Consider the following 18106-nt stretch of genomic DNA (forward strand, 5'->3'; position numbering starts at 1 on the left):
GCGTTTCTTGGTCTTGCTAAACCCACCCGGCCCTTTTCCCCCCCCCCACCAGGGGTACACCCACCCCCACCTTCCCCACCGGCGGCGGGGGCCCCCCCCCCCCCGCGCCCCCCCCTCACTGCGTTCGCAGCCCGTGGCCCTGGCAGGGCGTGCTTCCACCGCTTCACCACCGGTCCGGGCAGGCAGGCCCGCACGCGGCCGGCCCGCCCCCGCCGCGTCAGCCGCGCTGCCGTGAGGGGCGGCGGCGCAGGCCGCCCGCCCACTGCTCCAGCCCTCGGCGGCCGGCCTCCCACCGGTTCGTCACGGCGGCCCAGCGCGCGGAGAGCGCCCAGACCACCCGGACGGCCGAGCGCGGCACGAGGACCGCCCGCAGGCGCGCTCCCCGGCCCGCCGCGGCCCGCAGCCCGGCCCGCACCAGCCGGGCCTCCTCGGTGAGGCTGCCCACCACGGGCGGCCGAGGAGAGTACAGAACCTGCTCCACGGCGCCCGCCGCCCGGTGCACGGCCTCGGCCGAGGCCCCTTCGAGCTTGCCGAGGCGCACGATCCGCGCGGCCGCCTTGCGGGGCGTCTGGGACTCGTCCGGCGCAATGCCGTGGTCCCAGGCCGCGTCAGTGATCTCCCGCCAGCCGGCGAGCGTACGGGCGGCCGCGTCCACGGGCGTACGCCCCTTGGACCCCAGCCGTTGCGAACGGACGTGGATCCGCCACAGCAGCGGCAGCGACAGCACCAGCGCGAGCACCAGTACGCCGAACACCACGGCCGTCACCCACAGCAGTCCGCCGAACAGGACCCACCACGGGGTCGTGGATCCCCCGCCTCCCTGCTGCACCGCCGCGCCGCACTCGCCCTGCCGCCGCATCTGCGGCGGGCAGCTGTCCGTCACGCTCGGCGCCGCCGAGGGCGCGCTGGAGGTGCTCGGCCGGGCCTGCGCCGCCTCGGAGGCGGTCTCGGACGGTGTCTGGTCGCGGGTGTAGTCCGGCACCGAGCCACGGGTCGGCGTCGGCTCGAACCGGGTCCAGCCCACACCCTCGAAGTACAGCTCGGGCCAGGCGTGCGCGTCGCGCAGCCCGACCGACATGGTCCCGTCGCCCTGCGCCGTGCCCGGCGTGAAGCCCACCGCCACCCGCGCCGGGATGCCGAGCGTGCGGGCCATCGCCGCCATCGTGAACGAGAAGTGGACGCAGAAGCCCTCCTTGTCCCGGAGGAAGCGGGTGATCGCCGCCGTGCCGCTGCCCGACCGCACCTCTGTGTCGTACCGGAAGCCGCCCTCGGACGCGAACCAGTCCTGTAGCGCCACCGCGCGCTCGTAGTCGTTCGACGCGTCCTTCGTGATCCGCAGCGCGGTCGCCTCGACGACCTCGGGCAGTGAACCGGGCACCTTGGTGAAATCGCGCAGCAGCCCGGCGGGCGGCGGCGTCGCCGAGGCCAGCTGCCCGGCGGTCGGACGCACCACCAGGCTCCCGGCCGTGTACCGCACGCCCCGGGTGGTCTGGCCCCGGTCGCCCACGACGGTGCGGCCGGCCGGTTCGTAACGCCAGCGGCCGCCTATGTCCACCCGCGTCGCCGGGTAGGGGAGCGGCAGATAGCTCTGCGCGTACCAGCCGGCGGCCGAGACGCTGGAGTTGATCTCCGTCACGCGGACGCCGGCGGCGAGCCCCTGCGGGCGCGGCAGCCGGTCGGGCACGTCCTCGATCCGGCGCTCGGACGACTTCCACGCGGCGCCGTCGAACTGGTCGAGCGCGACGATCCGCAGGTACAGGTCCTTGGTGCTGTCCGTGTTCGTGCGGTACCGCAGCACCTCGCGGTCCTCGGGCTGGTTGAGGCTGTTCTGGAGCGACACCAGCGGATTGACCGCGGAGATGGTGCCGCCGCCCGAGCCGCCGCCGCTCGCGCTGCCCGCCGTGCTCAGCAGGCCGCCGTCCAGGGCGGGCAGTGCCGCGGGGACCGCCAGTGCCACGCCGAGCGCCACTACGCCGATACGACGGCCCGTACGGACGGGGGCCAGCGCGGAGCCGCCCGCGCTCTCGTACCCGCCGGCCGCCGTGCGCCCGCCGGCGCGGGGCGCACCGCTGAAGACGCGGCCCCACTGCGAGAGCCGGTCCCGGCCCTCGGCCAGCAGGAGCAGCAGGTAACCGGAGGCGGCCAGCAGGAACCACATCCAGCTCGCGCCGCCCGGCGAGAGCCCGGCGGCCACCGAGTAGAGCGCGAGCAGCGGCAGCCCGGCCGGGGCCGCGCTGCGGAACGTCACCGCGATCGCGTCCACCGCGAGCGCGATCAGCAGCACACCGCCGACCAGCATCAGCCTGATGCCCTCGGTCGCCGGCGCCGGGATGGCGTACCGCCCGACCTCGTCGGCGCCGGTCGTCAGCAGCCGCGTGAACTCCTGGACCGCCTCCGGCCCCGGCAGCACCCCGCCGACGGCCGCGTCCCGCGCGAACACGAGCGTCAGCATCATCAGGGCCACCACAGCCTGGACCGCCACGGTCAGCGTGCGGGCCAGCGGCACCCGCCGCGCGAGCGCCCCCACCCCCGCCTGGACCGCCACCAGCAGCGCAGCCGTCAGGATCCAGGCGTCCTTGTCGACCAGCGGCAGCAGCGCGCCCGCCGCCATCAGGCTGGCCGCCGTGGCGCACAGCGCCAGGCGTCCGCGACCGCTCATGACCAGCTCCCCGTCGTGCCCGCCGCGCCGCCCGAGGGGGAGGCCCCCGCGCCGGCGCGCTGTCGTTCGGCCATCCGCCACAGATCGGCCAGCGGCATCCCGGGCGGTACGGTCAGCACCGTCCACCCCGCCTCGCGCAGCGGCCTGACCCGTTCCTCGGCCTCGGCCGGCACGCGTGCCGCGAGGCCCGCGGCGTCCACCGCGCGGTCCTGGCCGGGCGCCCGCCCCCGCGCCCAGGTCTCGCTGTCCAGCACGAAGGCGACGGCGGCCCCGCTGCGCCGGCGCATGCGCGCCGCGACAGCCGCCTGTTCCTCGTCGAGCTCGCCGAAGAAGGCGATCAGCAGCCCCTCGTTGCCGCCCCGCAGCACGTCGTACGAGGCGGAGAGCCCCGGGCCGTCCGAGTGTCCGACCACGGCGAGCGTGTCCATCATCAGCCCGGCCGAGTCGGCCGTCTCCTGGGTGGCCCCGGCGAAACCGTCGGCGCCCTCACCGGGGACCGAGTTGCCGGTGTCGGTCAACAGCCGTACCGAGAAGCCGCGTTCGAGCATGTGCGCCAGAGCGGAGGCCGCCCCGGACACCGCCCACTCGAAGGCCGAGTCGGGACCGGCCCCCCGGTACGCGTTTCGCCGGGTGTCGAGCAGCACCGTGCACCTGGCGCGCTGCGGCTGTTCCTCGCGGCGCACCATGAGCTCGCCGTAGCGCGCGGTGGAACGCCAGTGCACGCGGCGCAGGTCGTCGCCGTGCCGGTAGCCGCGCGGGATGACGTCGTCCTCGCCGGCCAGCGCGAGCGAGCGGTTGCGCCCGTCGCCGTACCCCGACGCCTCGCCCGTCATCCGCACCGCGGGCAGTTCCTCGACGCGCGGGACGACCGTCAGGGTGTCGTACGCGCTGAACGAGCGGGTCAGCTCGCACATGCCGAAGGGGTCCGTCAGCCGGAGCTGGAGCGGGCCGAGCGGGTAGCGCCCGCGCAGATCGGACCGGACCCGGTACGACACCTCGCGCCGGCCGCCCGCCTCTACCCGGTCCAGGACGAACCGGGGGCGCGGCCCGAGCACGTACGGCACCCGGTCCTGGAGCATGAGCAGACCGGTGGGCAGCCGCGAGACGTTGTCCAGCCGCAGGCGCACGCGCGCCTCCGAGCCCGTCGGCGCGCGCGACGGCGTCAGCCGCCTGCTGCCCGCGACCTGGTAGCGCGTGCGGTACAGAACGGCCACGCAGACCAGCGGCAGCACGGCGAGCAGCAGCCCGATCCGCAGCAGGTCGCCCTGGCCGAGGACGTACGCGCACACGGCGGCGGCCACGCCGGCCGCGAGGAACGACCGTCCGCGCGTCGTCAGCCCCGACAGCGCGGCCCGCAGCCCGCCTTTGTCACCGCCCGCGTCGTCGCCGTCACCCGCCGCGGGCCCCCCTGCCTCCATCACAGCCGCCGTACGCCGGGCTGCTGCGCGCCGTACGCCGCGACGGGGGGCGGCGCCGCCCTGCCGCCCTCCGCCGTGGGCACGGCGGTGCGCTGGAGGATGTCCCGCACGACCTGCTCGGACGTACGCCGGTTCAGCTGCGCCTGGGCCGTCGGCAGCAGCCGGTGCGCGAGCACCGCCACCGCGAGGGCCTGTACGTCGTCGGGCAGCGCGTAGTCGCGTCCGCTCAGCGCGGCGGACGCCTTGGCCGCGCGCAGCAGGTGCAGCGTGGCGCGCGGCGAGGCGCCGAGGCGCAGGTCGGGGTGGGTGCGGGTGGCCGAGACCAGCTCCACCGCGTACCGCCGTACCGCGTCGGCCACGTGCACGCTGCGGACCGCGTCGATCAGCTTCAGGATGTCGTGCGCGTGCGCCACCGGCTGGAGGTCGTCGAGCGGCGACGCCGCCCCGTGCACGTCCAGCATCTGGAACTCGGCCTCGGCGCTGGGATAGCCGATGGAGACCCGTGCCATGAAGCGGTCCCGCTGGGCCTCGGGCAGCGGGTACGTGCCCTCCATCTCCACCGGGTTCTGCGTCGCGACCACCATGAAGGGCGACGGCAGCTCGTACGTCTGGCCGTCGATGGTGACCTGGCGCTCCTCCATCGACTCCAGCAGCGCGGACTGGGTCTTCGGCGAGGCGCGGTTGATCTCGTCGCCGATCACGATCTGGGCGAAGATCGCGCCCGGCTTGAACTCGAACTCGCGCCGCTGCTGGTCGTAGATGCTCACACCGGTGATGTCCGACGGCAGCAGGTCGGGCGTGAACTGGATACGCCGTACCGAACAGTCGACGGATCTCGCCAGCGCCTTGGCGAGCATCGTCTTGCCCACGCCCGGCACGTCTTCGATCAGCAGATGCCCCTCGGCGAGGAGCACGGTCAGCGAAAGCCGTACGACCTCCGGCTTGCCCTCGATCACACTCTCCACCGACCTGCGGACACGCTCCGCTGTGGTGGTCAGATCTGTGAGGCTCGCTCGATCGTCATAGGTCGTCACCCGGCCCTCCTCGGCCCGTTCATCACGGGCCGACGCCACGACGACGCAGCGGCCCACCCCGGAACACGGACATCACGCTCGGAGGTTCCGGAGCGATGTCACACCCGCATTGTTGTTGCCGTTACCCGTTCGTGTCACTCGCCTGTGGACAACGGGGAGGGATATGTCGGGGGTTGCCGTATTTCGTCCGACCACTTCACCGAACGGACGGCTTCACTTGACCGGATCGATCTCCCGCAGCAGACCGGACTTCACGTCGAACACGAAGCCGCGCACGTCGTCGGTGTGCAGCAGGAACGGCGAGGTCCGCACGCGCTGCATCGACTGGCGGACGTCCTGGTCGACGTCCCGGAACGCCTCGACGGCCCACGACGGGCGCTGTCCGACCTCGTGCTCCAGCTCCTGCCGGAAGTCCTCGGTGAGGGTTTCCAGGCCGCACGTCGTGTGGTGGATGAGTACGACGCTGCGGGTGCCGAGCGCGCGCTGGCTGATGGTCAGCGAGCGGATCACGTCGTCGGTGACCGCACCGCCGGCGTTGCGGATGGTGTGGCAGTCGCCCAGTTCCAGGCCGAGGGCGGCGTGCAGGTCGAGGCGGGCGTCCATGCAGGCGACCACGGCGACGCCCAGCACGGGCCGCGCGTCCATCCCGGGGTCGCGGAAGTCCGCGGCGTACGCCCGGTTCGCCTCGACCAGGCGATCGGTGACTGAGCCTTCGACACGTGCCTCGACACGCTTCTCGGCGTTGGACTCGGCGGGTACCTGCGCGAAAGTCGACATGCCATAGACGTTAATGGTCACGGGGTGGCCGAGCCCGCTGTGAGATAGGGACAAAGAACGTCAACGCGGCTTGTTGTGAGGTAACCCACAGGCGTCACCAGGCATCCTCCGTACGAGTGAAAACAGGCCCGCGCCGCGCGCAGGCCCGTTGATTGACCGGCAGGACGAGTCGACTAAAGTGACGCGAAGTGGGTGGCGTGACGCGTCCCTTACTGCGATACGGACACATCTCGCACATTCCGAACTTCCCCGCGTGCGCGGCGTACGTACGGCCCGGCCTCCTCCCGCTCGCCGGTCGGCCGACGCCACTTCCCCGGCGCCGGCAGGCCGTCCCCTTTCGAGCGGGTGGGGACCAGGCCGTACGTACGGACCGCGCCGGTACCTGAGAGGGCGCATGAGCCAGACCCGACACGTCCCGGTGATGCTCCAGCGATGCCTGGACCTGTTGGCCCCGGCCCTCCAGCAGCCGGGATCGGTGGTCGTCGACTGCACCCTCGGCCTCGGCGGACACAGCGAGGCCCTGCTCAACGCCTTCCCCGAGGCACGGCTCGTCGCCCTGGACCGTGACAAGGAGGCGCTGCGGCTCTCCGGCGAGCGCCTCGCCCCCTTCGGGGACCGGGCCACCCTGATGCACGCGGTCTACGACGAGCTGCCCGAGGTGCTGGACCGGCTCGGCGTCCCCCGGGTGCAGGGCGTCCTGTTCGACCTCGGCGTCTCCTCCATGCAGCTCGACGAGCGCGAGCGCGGCTTCGCGTACGCCCACGACGCCCCGCTGGACATGCGCATGGACCAGACGACCGGCGTCAGCGCCGCCGAGGTCCTCAACACCTACCCGCCGGGGGAGCTCGTGCGGATCCTGCGCCAGTACGGCGAGGAGAAGCAGGCCAAGAGAATCGTCTCCGCGGTCGTGCGCGAGCGCGAGAAGGAGCCGTTCAGCAACAGTGCCCGGCTCGTCGAGCTGATCCGGGACGCCCTGCCGCAGGCCGCGAAGCGCACCGGCGGCAACCCCGCCAAGCGCACGTTCCAGGCGCTGCGCATCGAGGTCAACGGTGAGCTCAGCGTGCTGGAGCGGGCCATTCCGGCGGCGGTGAAGTCGCTCGCCGTGGACGGCCGGATCGCGGTCCTGTCGTACCACTCGCTGGAGGACCGCCTGGTCAAGCAGGTGTTCGCGGCAGGCGCCGCCAACACCGCGCCGCCCGGCCTGCCGGTCGTGCCCGAGCGGTACCAGCCCCGGCTGAAACTGCTCACGCGCGGCGCGGAACTGCCGACCGAGGAAGAGATCGCGGAGAACCGCCGCGCCGCCCCCGCCCGGCTGCGGGGGGCGCAGCGCATCCGGGAGGACGTGCTGTGACCCAACCGGCCAAGCAGCTGAAGGGGCGCGCCGCGCGACTGTCGCGGCTGATGCCGTCGGGGCCCAACCAGGCGGCCAGGACCCCCTTCGTACTGCTGGTCGTACTCCTGCTCGGCGGTGGTCTCATCACCCTGCTGCTGCTGAACTCCTCGCTCAACGAGGGCTCGTTCAAGCTGAGCGAACTGAAGAAGCGGACCACCGAACTGACCGACGAGGAGCAGGCGCTCCAGCAGGACGTGGACGACCGGTCCGCGCCCGGCGCGCTGGAGCGCAGGGCCCGCGAACTCGGCATGGTGCCGGGCGGCAGCCCCGCCTTCCTCGGCCCCGACGGCACGGTCCGGGGCGTGCCCTCCCGGGCGTCGGCCGCGGCGTTCGCCCGCCGCGCGCCGCTCACGGCTCCCGGTCCGCCCCCGGTGGTGTTCCCCTCCCCGCCCGCCCGGACCGCGCCCTCCCCGCCAACCCAGGCCCCGCTCGCCCCGGCAGCCCCGCCGGACCCGGCCGTCCCGGCGCCGCCCGCGTCCCCGCCCCCGGCGGCCGCCCCGCCGGCCCCGGCCGGCCCACCCGCTCCCGGCCCGGCCCCGCAGCCGTGACCGGCCGGCCCGCAGCCACCCCGTCCCGTCCGTGAAGCCGACCACGACCCCCGGCAGGTGACGCAGTGCCCCCCCAGGAACCACCGCGCCGTCGCGTGCCCGGCCCCGGGCGGCCGCACGGCGGCGGACGACCCAAGCCCCCCGCGCGGCCCAGGCCGCGCCCCCCGGTGGCGCGGCCCCGCCCCGCCCCGAAGCCCGCGCGGTCCCTCGTGCTCGGCAGCCCCAGGCCGCGGCTGCGCCTGGTCGGCGTCGGGCTGACCCTGGTCATGCTGGCCTTCGTCGTACGGCTGCTCCAGGTCCAGGCCGTCGGCGCCAGCACGTACACCGCCAAGGCCGAGAAGAACCGCTACTCCAGCTCCACGCTGGCCGCCGAGCGCGGCCAGATCACCGACCGCGGCGGCATCGCCCTGGCCACCAGCGTCGACGCGCACGACATCACCGCGGACCCGTCGATGTTCACCCGCGGGTTCACCAAGGTCCCCGACGCGCCCGAGCAGGCCGCCGCGCTCCTCGCGCCGATCCTCCGCAAGGACGCGGACGACCTGGCGAAGAAGCTGAAGGCGCCCAAGAGCAAGTACGCCGTACTGGCCCGCCGCCAGACGCCGCAGATCTGGAACCAGATCAAGGACCTCAAGAGCGTCTTCGCCGACAAGGCCGCCGAGGACAGGGCCAGGGGCGGCAAGGGCGTCAACGTGCTCGCCGGCGTCTTCCAGGAGGCGAGCAGCAAGCGCGTCTACCCCAACGGCGACCTCGCCGCCGGGATACTCGGTTACGTCAACGCCGAGGGCAAGGGCGCGGGCGGTCTGGAGACCCTGCTGGACGAGGAGCTCGCCGGCCGGGACGGGGAGATCACGTACGCCCAGTCCGGCGGCCGCAGGGTGCCCACCGTGGGCGCCCGCGAGGTGCCCGCCGTGCCCGGCTCGGACATCGAGCTGACCATCGACCGGGACATCCAGTGGGCCGCCCAGGACGCCATCTCGGAGCAGGTGCGCAAGTCCGGGGCGGACCGCGGGTACGTGATAGTCCAGGACACCCGCACCGGCGAGGTCCTCGCCATGGCCAACGCGCCCGGGTTCGACCCGAACGACCTCTCGCAGGCCGACGCCGCCGCCATGGGCAACGCCGCCCTCCAGGACGCGTACGAACCCGGCTCCACCGCCAAGGTCATGTCCATGGCGGCGGTGCTGGAGGAGAACGCGGCGGCACCGGGCACCCACGTCGTCGTACCGAACCGGCTGCACCGGGGCGACCGGCTGTTCAAGGACGACATCGACCACCCGACCTGGTACCTCACGCTCAACGGCGTACTCGCCAAGTCCAGCAACATCGGCACGATCCTCGCGACCGAGCAGCTCGGCAAGACCCGGCGCGCGGCCAACCGGGTCCTGCACTCCTACCTGAACAAGTTCGGCATCGGCCGGCCCAGCGGCCTCGGCTACCCCGGCGAGACGTCGGGGATCCTGGCCGCGCCCGAGGACTGGAGCACCTCGCAGCAGTACACGATCCCGTTCGGCCAGGGGCTGTCCCTCAACGCCATGCAGGCGGCCTCCGTCTACTCGACGATCGCCAACGGCGGCGTACGGATCCAGCCAACCCTCGTACGCGGCACCAAGGGCCCCGACGGGCGCTTCACCCCCGCGCCGGCGCCGAAGAAGACGAGGGTCGTCAGCGAGAAGACCGCGAAGACCCTGGCCACCATGCTGGAGTCGGTCGTGGACGACGAGGAGGGTACGGGCACCAGGGCGCGCATCCCCGGGTACCGCGTCGGCGGGAAGACCGGCACCTCCAACCGGGTGGATCCGGCCACCGGACGCTACAAGGGCTACACCGCGTCCTTCGCCGGTTTCGCACCCGCCGACAAGCCGAGGATCACCGTCTACTGCGCCATTCAGAACCCGACCAGGGGCAGCTACTTCGGCGGTCAGATCTGCGGCCCCATCTACAAGCAGGTGATGGAGTTCGCACTCAAGACCCTCCAGGTCGCACCGACCGGCAGCAAGCCCGCCCGGCTGCCGGTGTCCTTCACACCCGGCGAGTGACTCAGGACCACCAGTGACAACCAGCACCCGTAACCCCGGGAACCACGAAGACCCCGACGCGCGCAGCGGCCCCTCCTCATCGGGTCTCGCGCCGCCTCCCCCGGCCGGCGGCGCCGGGCGCCGGGACCCCTCGTTTCGCGAGGGGCCGGGTACGCCCGGTACGCTCACCGCCGTGCCACACGCTGATCAGTCCCAAACCACCCAGAAGGACGCCCCGGTGACGTACCCCGGAGCGCCCCGGCCGGCCGAGGTCCGCCCGACACCCCTCGGGGAGCTGGCCGAACGGCTGGGTGCCGAGGCCGGAGCCGTCGAGAACGCGGCCGAGGTCACCGGTATCACGCACGATTCCCGCGCGGTCAGGCCCGGCGACCTCTACGCCGCCCTGCCCGGAGCGCGCCTCCACGGCGCCGACTTCGCCACCCAGGCGGCGGGTCTCGGCGCGGCCGCGATCCTCACCGACCCCACCGGCGCCGCCAGAGCCGGGGCCACCGGCCTCCCGGTCCTCGTCGTCGAGGACCCGCGCGGCCGGATGGGTGAGCTCGCCACCGAGATCTACGGCCACCCCGGCGACGCCCTGCTCCAGCTCGGCATCACCGGCACGTCCGGCAAGACCACCACGGCGTACCTCGTCGAGGGCGGTCTGCGGGCGGCCGGCCGGAAGACCGGTCTCATCGGCACGGTCGAGATGCGCATCGGCGACGAGCGCATCAAGTCCGAGCGCACCACCCCCGAGGCCACCGACCTCCAGGCCCTGTTCGCCGTCATGCGCGAACGCGGCGTCGAGGCGGTCGCCATGGAGGTCTCCAGCCACGCGCTGGTGCTCGGCCGGGTCGACGGGTGCGTCTTCGACGTCGCCGTCTTCAACAACCTGAGCCCCGAGCACATGGAATTCCACTCCGACATGGAGGACTACTTCCAGGCGAAGGCACGTCTCTTCACCCCGGAGCGCAGCAGGACCGGCGTCGTGAACCACGACGACGAGTACGGCCGCAGGCTCATCACCGAGTCCGGCGTCCCGGTCACCTCCTTCTCCGCCGAGGGCCACCCCGACGCCGACTGGCGCGCCGAGGACGTCGAAGTGGGCCCCGTCACGAGCACCTTCACGGTCGTCGGCCCCAAGGGGGAGCGCGTCTCCGCGACCGCGCCCCTGGCCGGCCCGTTCAACGTCGCCAACACCCTCGCCGCGATCGTGACGCTCGCCGTCGCGGGCGTCGACCCGCAGACCGCCGCCGACGGCATCGCCGCCGTCCCCGGCGTCCCGGGGCGTCTGGAACGCGTGGACGAGGGCCAGCCGTACCTCGCCGTCGTCGACTACGCCCACAAGACGGACGCCGTCGAATCGGTCCTGCGCGCGCTGCGCAAGGTCACCCAGGGCGAGCTGCACATCGTGCTCGGCTGCGGCGGCGACCGCGACAAGCAGAAACGGCCCTCGATGGGCGCCGCCGCGGCCCGCCTCGCCGACACCGCCGTACTGACCTCCGACAACCCGCGCTCCGAGGACCCCCTCGCGATCCTCGCCGCCATGCTCGCCGGCGCCGCCGAGGTGCCCGCGCACGAGCGCGGCGACGTGCTCGTCGACGCCGACCGGGCCTCGGCCATCGCCGCGGCGGTGGCCCGCGCCAAGCCCGGCGACACCGTCCTCGTCGCGGGCAAGGGCCACGAGCAGGGACAGGACCTCGCCGGAGTGGTACGCCCCTTCGACGACCGCCAGGTGCTCCGCGCGGCCATCCGCAGCGCCGGAGCGCTCCACGACAGCGGGGTGACCCCGTGATCGCACTCTCCCTCGCCGAGATCGCCGGAATCACCGGCGGGCAGGCGCACGACATACCGGACAGCGGCCTCCAGGTCACCGGGCCCGTCGTCATCGACTCCCGCGAGGTGCTCCCCGGCAGCCTGTTCGCCGCCTTCGCCGGCGAGAAGGTCGACGGCCACGACTACGCCGAGCGGGCCGTGACCGCCGGCGCGACCGCCGTACTGGCCACCCGGCCGGTCGGCGTGCCGGCCATCGTCGTGGACGACGTCACCGAGGCGCTGGGCGCCCTGGCCCGCGCCGTCGTCGGACGCCTCGGCACCAGGGTCGTCGCCCTCACCGGCTCCGCCGGCAAGACGTCGACCAAGGACCTGATCGCCCAGCTGCTGGAGCACAAGGCCCCCACGGTCTGGACGCCCGGCTCCCTCAACAACGAGATCGGCCTGCCCCTCACCGCCCTGCGCGCCACCGAGGAGACCGAGCACCTGGTCCTGGAGATGGGCGCGCGCGGCATCGGCCACATCCGGTACCTCACCGAGCTGACCCCGCCGCACATCGGCCTCGTACTGAACGTCGGAACCGCCCACATCGGCGAGTTCGGCGGCCGCGAGCAGATCGCGCAGGCCAAGGGCGAGATGGTCGAGGCGCTGCCGCCGGCGGACGCGGGCGGTGTGGCCGTCCTCAACGCCGACGACCAGCTCGTACGGGCCATGTCGTCCCGGACCAAGGCCCGCGTCGTGCTCTTCGGTGAAGCCGCAGATGCGGACGTACGGGCCGAGAACGTCCGGCTCACCGGCACCGGACAGCCTTCCTTCATCCTTCACACACCCACCGGGTGCAGTGACGTGACCATGCGGCTGTACGGTGAGCACCACGTGTCGAACGCGCTCGCCGCGGCCGCCGTCGCCCATGAGCTGGGCATGTCCGTCGACGAGATCGCCACCGCGCTCTCCGAGGCGGGCACGCTGTCCCGCTGGCGCATGGAGGTCACCGAGCGTCCTGACGGCGTGACAGTCGTCAACGACGCCTACAACGCGAACCCCGAATCCATGCGAGCCGCCCTGCGCGCGCTCGCGGCCATGGGCCAGGGGCGTCGTACGTGGGCGGTGCTCGGACAGATGGCCGAGCTGGGTGACGATTCGCTCGCCGAGCACGACGCGGTCGGACGGCTCGCCGTCCGGCTCAACGTCAGCAAGCTCGTGGCGGTCGGGGGCAGGGAAGCGTCCTGGCTGCAGCTGGGCGCTTACAACGAGGGTTCGTGGGGTGAGGAGTCGGTGCACGTGTCCGACGCGCAGGCGGCGGTCGACCTGTTGCGCAGTGAGCTGCGTCCGGGAGACGTCGTGCTGGTGAAGGCTTCCAGGTCGGTCGGTCTCGAGCGGGTCGCGCAGGCGCTCCTCGACCACCGAGCCGAGGGTGAGGTCGCCGGCCGATGAGGCAGATCCTCTTCGCGGGAGCCATTGGGCTCTTCCTGACCCTGATCGGCACCCCGCTGCTGATCAAACTGCTGGCCCGCAAGGGATACGGGCAGTTCATCCGGGACGACGGTCCGCGCGGCCACCACGGCAAGCGCGGCACCCCCACCATGGGCGGCATCGCCTTCATCCTGGCCACGCTCATCGCGTACGCCCTGGCGAAGGTGATCACCGGCGAGAAGCCGAGCGCCTCCGGTCTGCTGGTGCTCTTCCTCATGGCGGGCATGGGCCTGGTCGGCTTCCTCGACGACTACATCAAGATCGTCAAGCAGCGTTCGCTGGGCCTGCGGGCCAAGGCGAAGATGGCCGGACAGCTGATCGTCGGCATCGCCTTCGCGGTGCTGGCCCTCCAGTTCAAGGACTTCCGCGGCCTCGCCCCGGCGTCCACCAAGCTGTCCTTCGTCCAGGACTTCGGCTGGTCCATCGGCCCGGTGCTGTTCGTCGTCTGGGCGCTGTTCATGATCCTGGCGATGTCGAACGGCGTGAACCTCACCGACGGCCTCGACGGACTCGCCACCGGCGCCTCCGTGATGGTCTTCGGCGCGTACACCTTCATCGGTCTGTGGCAGTTCCAGGAGTCCTGCGCCGACGCGCTGAGCCTGACCAACCCGGACGCCTGCTTCGAAGTGCGCGACCCCCTGGACCTCGCGGTCGTCGCCGCCGCCCTCATGGGCGCCTGCTTCGGCTTCCTGTGGTGGAACACCTCGCCCGCCAAGATCTTCATGGGTGACACAGGCTCGCTCGCACTCGGCGGCGCCCTGGCGGGTCTGGCGATCTGCTCGCGCACCGAGTTCCTGATGGCGCTCCTCGGCGGCCTGTTCGTCCTCATCACGATGTCCGTCGTGATCCAGGTCGGCTCGTTCAAGCTGACCGGCAAGCGCGTCTTCAAGATGGCGCCGCTCCAGCACCACTTCGAGCTCAAGGGCTGGTCCGAAGTCCTCGTGGTGGTCCGCTTCTGGATCATCCAGGGCATGTGCGTGATCGTCGGCCTCGGGCTCTTCTACGCGGGCTGGGCGGCCGACAAGTGACAGAAGCGACCTGGACCGGCAAGCGGGTGACCGTCGCGGGTCTCGGCGTCTCCGGGATCCCCGCGGCACGTGTGCTGCGGGGTCTCGGGGCCCACGTCACCGTCGTCAACGACGGCGACGACGCGCGCGCGCGGGCCCAGGCCGCCGAACTCGAGGCGCTCGGCGCGACCGTGCGCCTCGGTGACGGCGCGACCCTCCCCGAGGGCACCGAACTCGTCGTCACCGCCCCCGGGTGGAAGCCCGACAAGCCGCTGTTCCTGGCCGCCGCCGAGGCGGGCGTGGAGATCTGGGGCGACGTCGAACTGGCGTGGCGCCTGCGCGGCCCGGACGCCGCCCCCTGGCTCGCCGTCACCGGCACCAACGGCAAGACCACGACCGTGCGCATGCTGGCCTCCATCCTGGAGGCCGCCGGCCTGCGGACCGCCGCCGTCGGCAACATCGGCGTATCGCTGCTCGACGCCGTCCTCGGCGACGAGGAGTACGACGTACTGGCCGTCGAGCTCTCCAGCTACCAGCTGCACTGGGCGCCCTCGCTGCGGGCCCACTCCGCGGCCGTCCTGAACCTCGCCCCCGACCACCTCGACTGGCACGGCTCCATGGAGGCGTACGCCGCCGACAAGGGCCGGATCTACGAGGGCAACCAGGTCGCGTGCGTCTACAACGCCGCCGACCCGGCGACCGAGGCCCTGGTCCGCGAGGCCGACGTCGAGGAGGGCTGCCGCGCGATCGGCTTCACCCTCGGCCCGCCCGCGCCCTCCCAACTCGGCGTCGTCGACGGCATCCTGGTCGACCGCGCCTTCGTCGCGAACCGCCAGAAGAACGCCCAGGAGCTTGCGGACGTCTCCGACGTCAACCCGCCCGCCCCGCACAACGTCGCCAACGCCCTCGCGGCGGCGGCCCTCGCCCGCGCCTACGGCGTCGAGCCCGCCGCCGTGCGCGACGGCCTGCGCGCCTTCCGCCCCGACGCCCACCGCATCGAGCACGTCGCGGACGTGGCCGGCGTCGCGTACGTCGACGACTCGAAGGCCACCAACACGCACGCCGCCGAGGCGTCCCTCGCGGCGTACGACCCCATCGTGTGGATCGCGGGCGGCCTCGCCAAGGGAGCCACCTTCGACGAGCTCGTCCAGAAGTCGGCGAAGCGCCTGCGCGCCGCCGTCCTCATCGGCGCCGACCGCGCCCTGATCCGCGAAGCCCTCGCGCGACACGCGCCCGAAGTACCGGTGGTCGACCTCGACCGGACCGACACTGGGGCGATGTCGGCGGCGGTCGGGGAAGCCGCGCGGCTCGCGCGGCCCGGGGACACGGTCCTGCTGGCCCCGGCCTGCGCCTCCATGGACATGTTCACCAACTACAACAAGCGTGGCGAGGCGTTCGCCGCCGCCGTACGCGAGTTGGCTCCGGAGCGCGACTAGCGGACCGGTCCCCGCGCCACGGACCGGCCGGCGCAGCGCACGAGTGGAGGGGACAGGAGATGTTGGCCGACGACATCGCCCCGCGCGGCCGCGGTGTGCTGCGCGGGCGTTCGGGGACGGCCGGGGCCCGGTCGGCGGGGACGCGCCCCGCCCGCCGCCCGCCCGCCGCACGGCGCGGAAGCCCGTTCCGCGACGGACCGCCCGGCGAGAACCGGCTGCGCAGGCTCTACGAGCAGGCGCGGCGCACCTGGGACCGGCCGCTCACGGCGTACTACCTCATTCTGGGCAGCTCCCTGCTGATCACCGTGCTCGGCCTCGTGATGGTGTACTCCGCCTCGATGATCAAGGCGCTCGAGCTGTCGCTGCCCGCGTCGTACTTCTTCCGCAAGCAGTTCGTCGCGGCGGTCATCGGCACCGCCCTGCTGCTCGCCGCCTCCCGGATGCCCGCCAAGCTGCACCGCGCGCTGTCCTACCCGCTGCTGGCCGTGACCGTCTTCCTGATGGTCCTCGTCCAGATCCCCGGGATAGGGGTCGCCATCGGCGGCAACCAGAACTGGATCTCGCTCGGCGGCCCGTTCATGCTCCAGCCCAGCGAGTTCGGAAAGCTGGCCCTCGTCCTGTGGGGGGCCGACCTGCTCGCCCGCAAGCAGGAGAGGCGGCTGCTGACCCAGTGGAAGCACATGCTGGTGCCCCTCGTGCCCGTCGCCTTCCTGCTGCTCGGCCTGATCATGCTCGGCGGCGACATGGGCACGGCGATCCTCCTCACCGCCATCCTCTTCGGCCTGCTGTGGCTCGCGGGAGCGCCCACCCGGCTCTTCGCCGGCGTGCTCGGCTTCGCCGCCTTCGTCGGGTTCGTGCTCATCAGCAGCAACGCCAACCGGATGTCACGCCTCGCGTGCACGGGCGCGACCGATCTCGGTCCGAAGGGTGAATGCTGGCAGGCGGTGCACGGAATCTATGCTCTCGCCTCGGGCGGATGGTTCGGTTCCGGGCTGGGGGCAAGTGTGGAGAAATGGGGTCAACTCCCAGAGCCGCACACCGACTTCATCTTCGCCATCACCGGTGAGGAACTGGGTCTGGCGGGGACGCTGTCGGTACTCGCCCTCTTCGCGGCTCTAGGCTATGCGGGTATCCGCGTGGCCGGACGCACGGAGGACCCCTTCGTGAGGTACGCCGCGGGAGGCGTGACCACCTGGATCACGGCCCAGGCCGTGGTCAACATCGGTGCGGTGCTCGGTCTGCTGCCGATCGCCGGTGTCCCGCTCCCGCTGTTCTCGTACGGGGGCTCCTCCTTGCTGCCGACCATGTTCGCCGTAGGGTTGCTGATCGCCTTCGCGCGAGAGGATCCCGCTGCGAAGGCCGCCCTCGCCATGCGAAGGACAGTCCTTGGCAAAGGGGCCGGGGTGAGATGGAAGACGATGAGACGGCGCGTCAAGAAGCGTCCGTCCGGAGAGCGGTGAATTTCGGTGCATGTCGTACTCGCCGGTGGGGGGACCGCCGGCCACATCGAGCCCGCGCTCGCCCTCGCGGACGCACTGCGGAGGCAGGACCCTTCCGTGGGCATCACAGCCCTCGGCACGGAGCGCGGACTCGAGACCAGGCTCGTACCCGAGCGCGGCTACGAACTCGGGCTGATCCCCGCGGTCCCGCTGCCCCGCAAACCCACCCCGGAACTGATCACCGTCCCCGGACGGCTGCGCGGCACCATCAAGGCCGCCGAGCAGATCCTGGAGCGCACGAAGGCCGACTGCGTCGTCGGCTTCGGCGGTTACGTCGCCCTGCCCGGCTACCTCGCGGCCAAGCGCCTCGGCGTGCCGATCATCGTCCACGAGGCCAACGCCAGGCCCGGCCTCGCCAACAAGATCGGCTCGCGCTACGCGCACGCCGTGGCCGTCTCCACCCCCGACAGCAAGCTGCGCGGCGCCCGCTACATCGGCATCCCGCTGCGCCGCACCATCGCCACCCTCGACCGGGCCCGGGTCCGCCCCGAGGCGCGTGCCGCCTTCAACCTCGACCCGAACCTGCCGACGCTGCTGGTGTCCGGCGGCTCGCAGGGCGCGCGCCGCCTCAACGAGGTGATCCAGCAGGTCGCGCCGGTGCTCCAGCGCTCCGGCATCCAGATCCTGCACGCGGTCGGCCCCAAGAACGAACTGCCGCGCGTCGACAACATGCCGGGGATGCCGCCCTACGTCCCGGTACCGTACGTGGACCGGATGGACCTCGCGTACGCCGCGGCCGACATGATGCTCTGCCGCGCGGGCGCGATGACCGTCGCCGAACTCTCCGCCGTCGGGCTCCCGGCCGCCTACGTCCCGCTGCCCATCGGCAACGGCGAGCAGCGGCTCAACGCCCAGCCGGTGGTCAACGCCGGAGGCGGCCTGCTGGTCGACGACGCGCAGCTGACGCCGGAGTGGGTGCAGAGCCAGGTGCTGCCGGTCCTCGCGGACCCGCACCGGCTCTACGAGATGTCCCGCGCCGCCGCCGAGTTCGGCCGCCGGGACGCCGACGACCTGCTCGTCGGCATGGTGTACGAGGCGATCGCCGCACGCAGGGCCGGCTGAACGGCCCACCGA

The 18106-nt window shown here is 72.8% G+C and carries 13 protein-coding genes; 9 read left to right on the forward strand and 4 right to left on the reverse strand.

Going from position 1 to position 18106, the window contains the following annotated elements; translation table 11 throughout:
- Positions 1 to 217: 217 nt before the first annotated feature.
- The 4 genes from ACWGH0_RS15825 to ACWGH0_RS15840 form a co-directional block, all read right to left on the reverse strand.
- A complete protein-coding gene (locus tag ACWGH0_RS15825; protein WP_453404713.1) occupies positions 218 to 2659 on the reverse strand; it encodes a transglutaminase TgpA family protein in 2442 nt (813 codons plus the stop codon).
- Positions 2656 to 4077 (reverse strand): DUF58 domain-containing protein, encoded by a 1422-nt coding sequence (locus tag ACWGH0_RS15830; RefSeq protein WP_453404714.1) that lies wholly within the window; start codon positions 4075 to 4077, stop codon positions 2656 to 2658. Before ACWGH0_RS15830 ends, ACWGH0_RS15825 begins: the two co-directional genes overlap by 4 nt.
- On the reverse strand, positions 4077 to 5111 hold the full coding sequence (locus ACWGH0_RS15835) for an AAA family ATPase (protein ID WP_453404715.1): 1035 nt from the start codon (positions 5109 to 5111) through the stop codon (positions 4077 to 4079). The genes ACWGH0_RS15830 and ACWGH0_RS15835 overlap by 1 nt, the downstream gene beginning before the upstream one ends.
- Before the next feature lie 213 nt (positions 5112 to 5324).
- Entirely contained in the window at positions 5325 to 5888 is a 564-nt protein-coding gene (locus ACWGH0_RS15840; protein ID WP_453404716.1) for a beta-class carbonic anhydrase, read from the reverse strand.
- 394 nt (positions 5889 to 6282) lie between these two features.
- On the opposite strand from ACWGH0_RS15840, the gene rsmH reads away from it, so the two are divergent.
- From rsmH to murG, 9 genes are all read left to right on the forward strand, one after another.
- Entirely contained in the window at positions 6283 to 7239 is a 957-nt protein-coding gene (gene rsmH / locus ACWGH0_RS15845) for a 16S rRNA (cytosine(1402)-N(4))-methyltransferase RsmH (protein WP_453404717.1), read from the forward strand.
- Complete coding sequence (locus ACWGH0_RS15850) at positions 7236 to 7829, forward strand: FtsB family cell division protein (protein ID WP_453404718.1); 594 nt, start codon at positions 7236 to 7238, stop codon at positions 7827 to 7829. Before rsmH ends, ACWGH0_RS15850 begins: the two co-directional genes overlap by 4 nt.
- Positions 7830 to 7894: 65 nt before the next feature.
- Entirely contained in the window at positions 7895 to 9868 is a 1974-nt protein-coding gene (locus ACWGH0_RS15855; RefSeq protein ID WP_453404719.1) for a peptidoglycan D,D-transpeptidase FtsI family protein, read from the forward strand.
- 172 nt (positions 9869 to 10040) lie between these two features.
- A complete protein-coding gene (locus tag ACWGH0_RS15860) occupies positions 10041 to 11639 on the forward strand; it encodes a UDP-N-acetylmuramoyl-L-alanyl-D-glutamate--2,6-diaminopimelate ligase (protein ID WP_453404720.1) in 1599 nt (532 codons plus the stop codon).
- Positions 11636 to 13051, forward strand: a complete 1416-nt coding sequence (locus ACWGH0_RS15865) for a UDP-N-acetylmuramoyl-tripeptide--D-alanyl-D-alanine ligase (protein ID WP_453404721.1) — start codon at positions 11636 to 11638, stop codon at positions 13049 to 13051. Before ACWGH0_RS15860 ends, ACWGH0_RS15865 begins: the two co-directional genes overlap by 4 nt.
- A complete protein-coding gene (gene mraY / locus ACWGH0_RS15870) occupies positions 13048 to 14118 on the forward strand; it encodes a phospho-N-acetylmuramoyl-pentapeptide-transferase (RefSeq protein ID WP_453404722.1) in 1071 nt (356 codons plus the stop codon). Before ACWGH0_RS15865 ends, mraY begins: the two co-directional genes overlap by 4 nt.
- A complete protein-coding gene (gene murD / locus ACWGH0_RS15875) occupies positions 14100 to 15533 on the forward strand; it encodes a UDP-N-acetylmuramoyl-L-alanine--D-glutamate ligase (protein WP_453404791.1) in 1434 nt (477 codons plus the stop codon). The genes mraY and murD overlap by 19 nt, the downstream gene beginning before the upstream one ends.
- A gap of 59 nt (positions 15534 to 15592) precedes the next feature.
- Complete coding sequence (ftsW, locus tag ACWGH0_RS15880) at positions 15593 to 16993, forward strand: putative lipid II flippase FtsW (RefSeq protein ID WP_453404723.1); 1401 nt, start codon at positions 15593 to 15595, stop codon at positions 16991 to 16993.
- A gap of 6 nt (positions 16994 to 16999) precedes the next feature.
- Positions 17000 to 18094 carry an undecaprenyldiphospho-muramoylpentapeptide beta-N-acetylglucosaminyltransferase gene (murG, locus tag ACWGH0_RS15885; RefSeq protein ID WP_453404724.1) on the forward strand — a complete coding sequence of 365 codons (1095 nt, stop codon included), beginning with the start codon at positions 17000 to 17002 and terminating at the stop codon, positions 18092 to 18094.
- The last annotated feature ends 12 nt before the right edge of the window (positions 18095 to 18106 follow it).

The organism is Streptomyces sp. NPDC054887 (assembly GCF_053610585.1).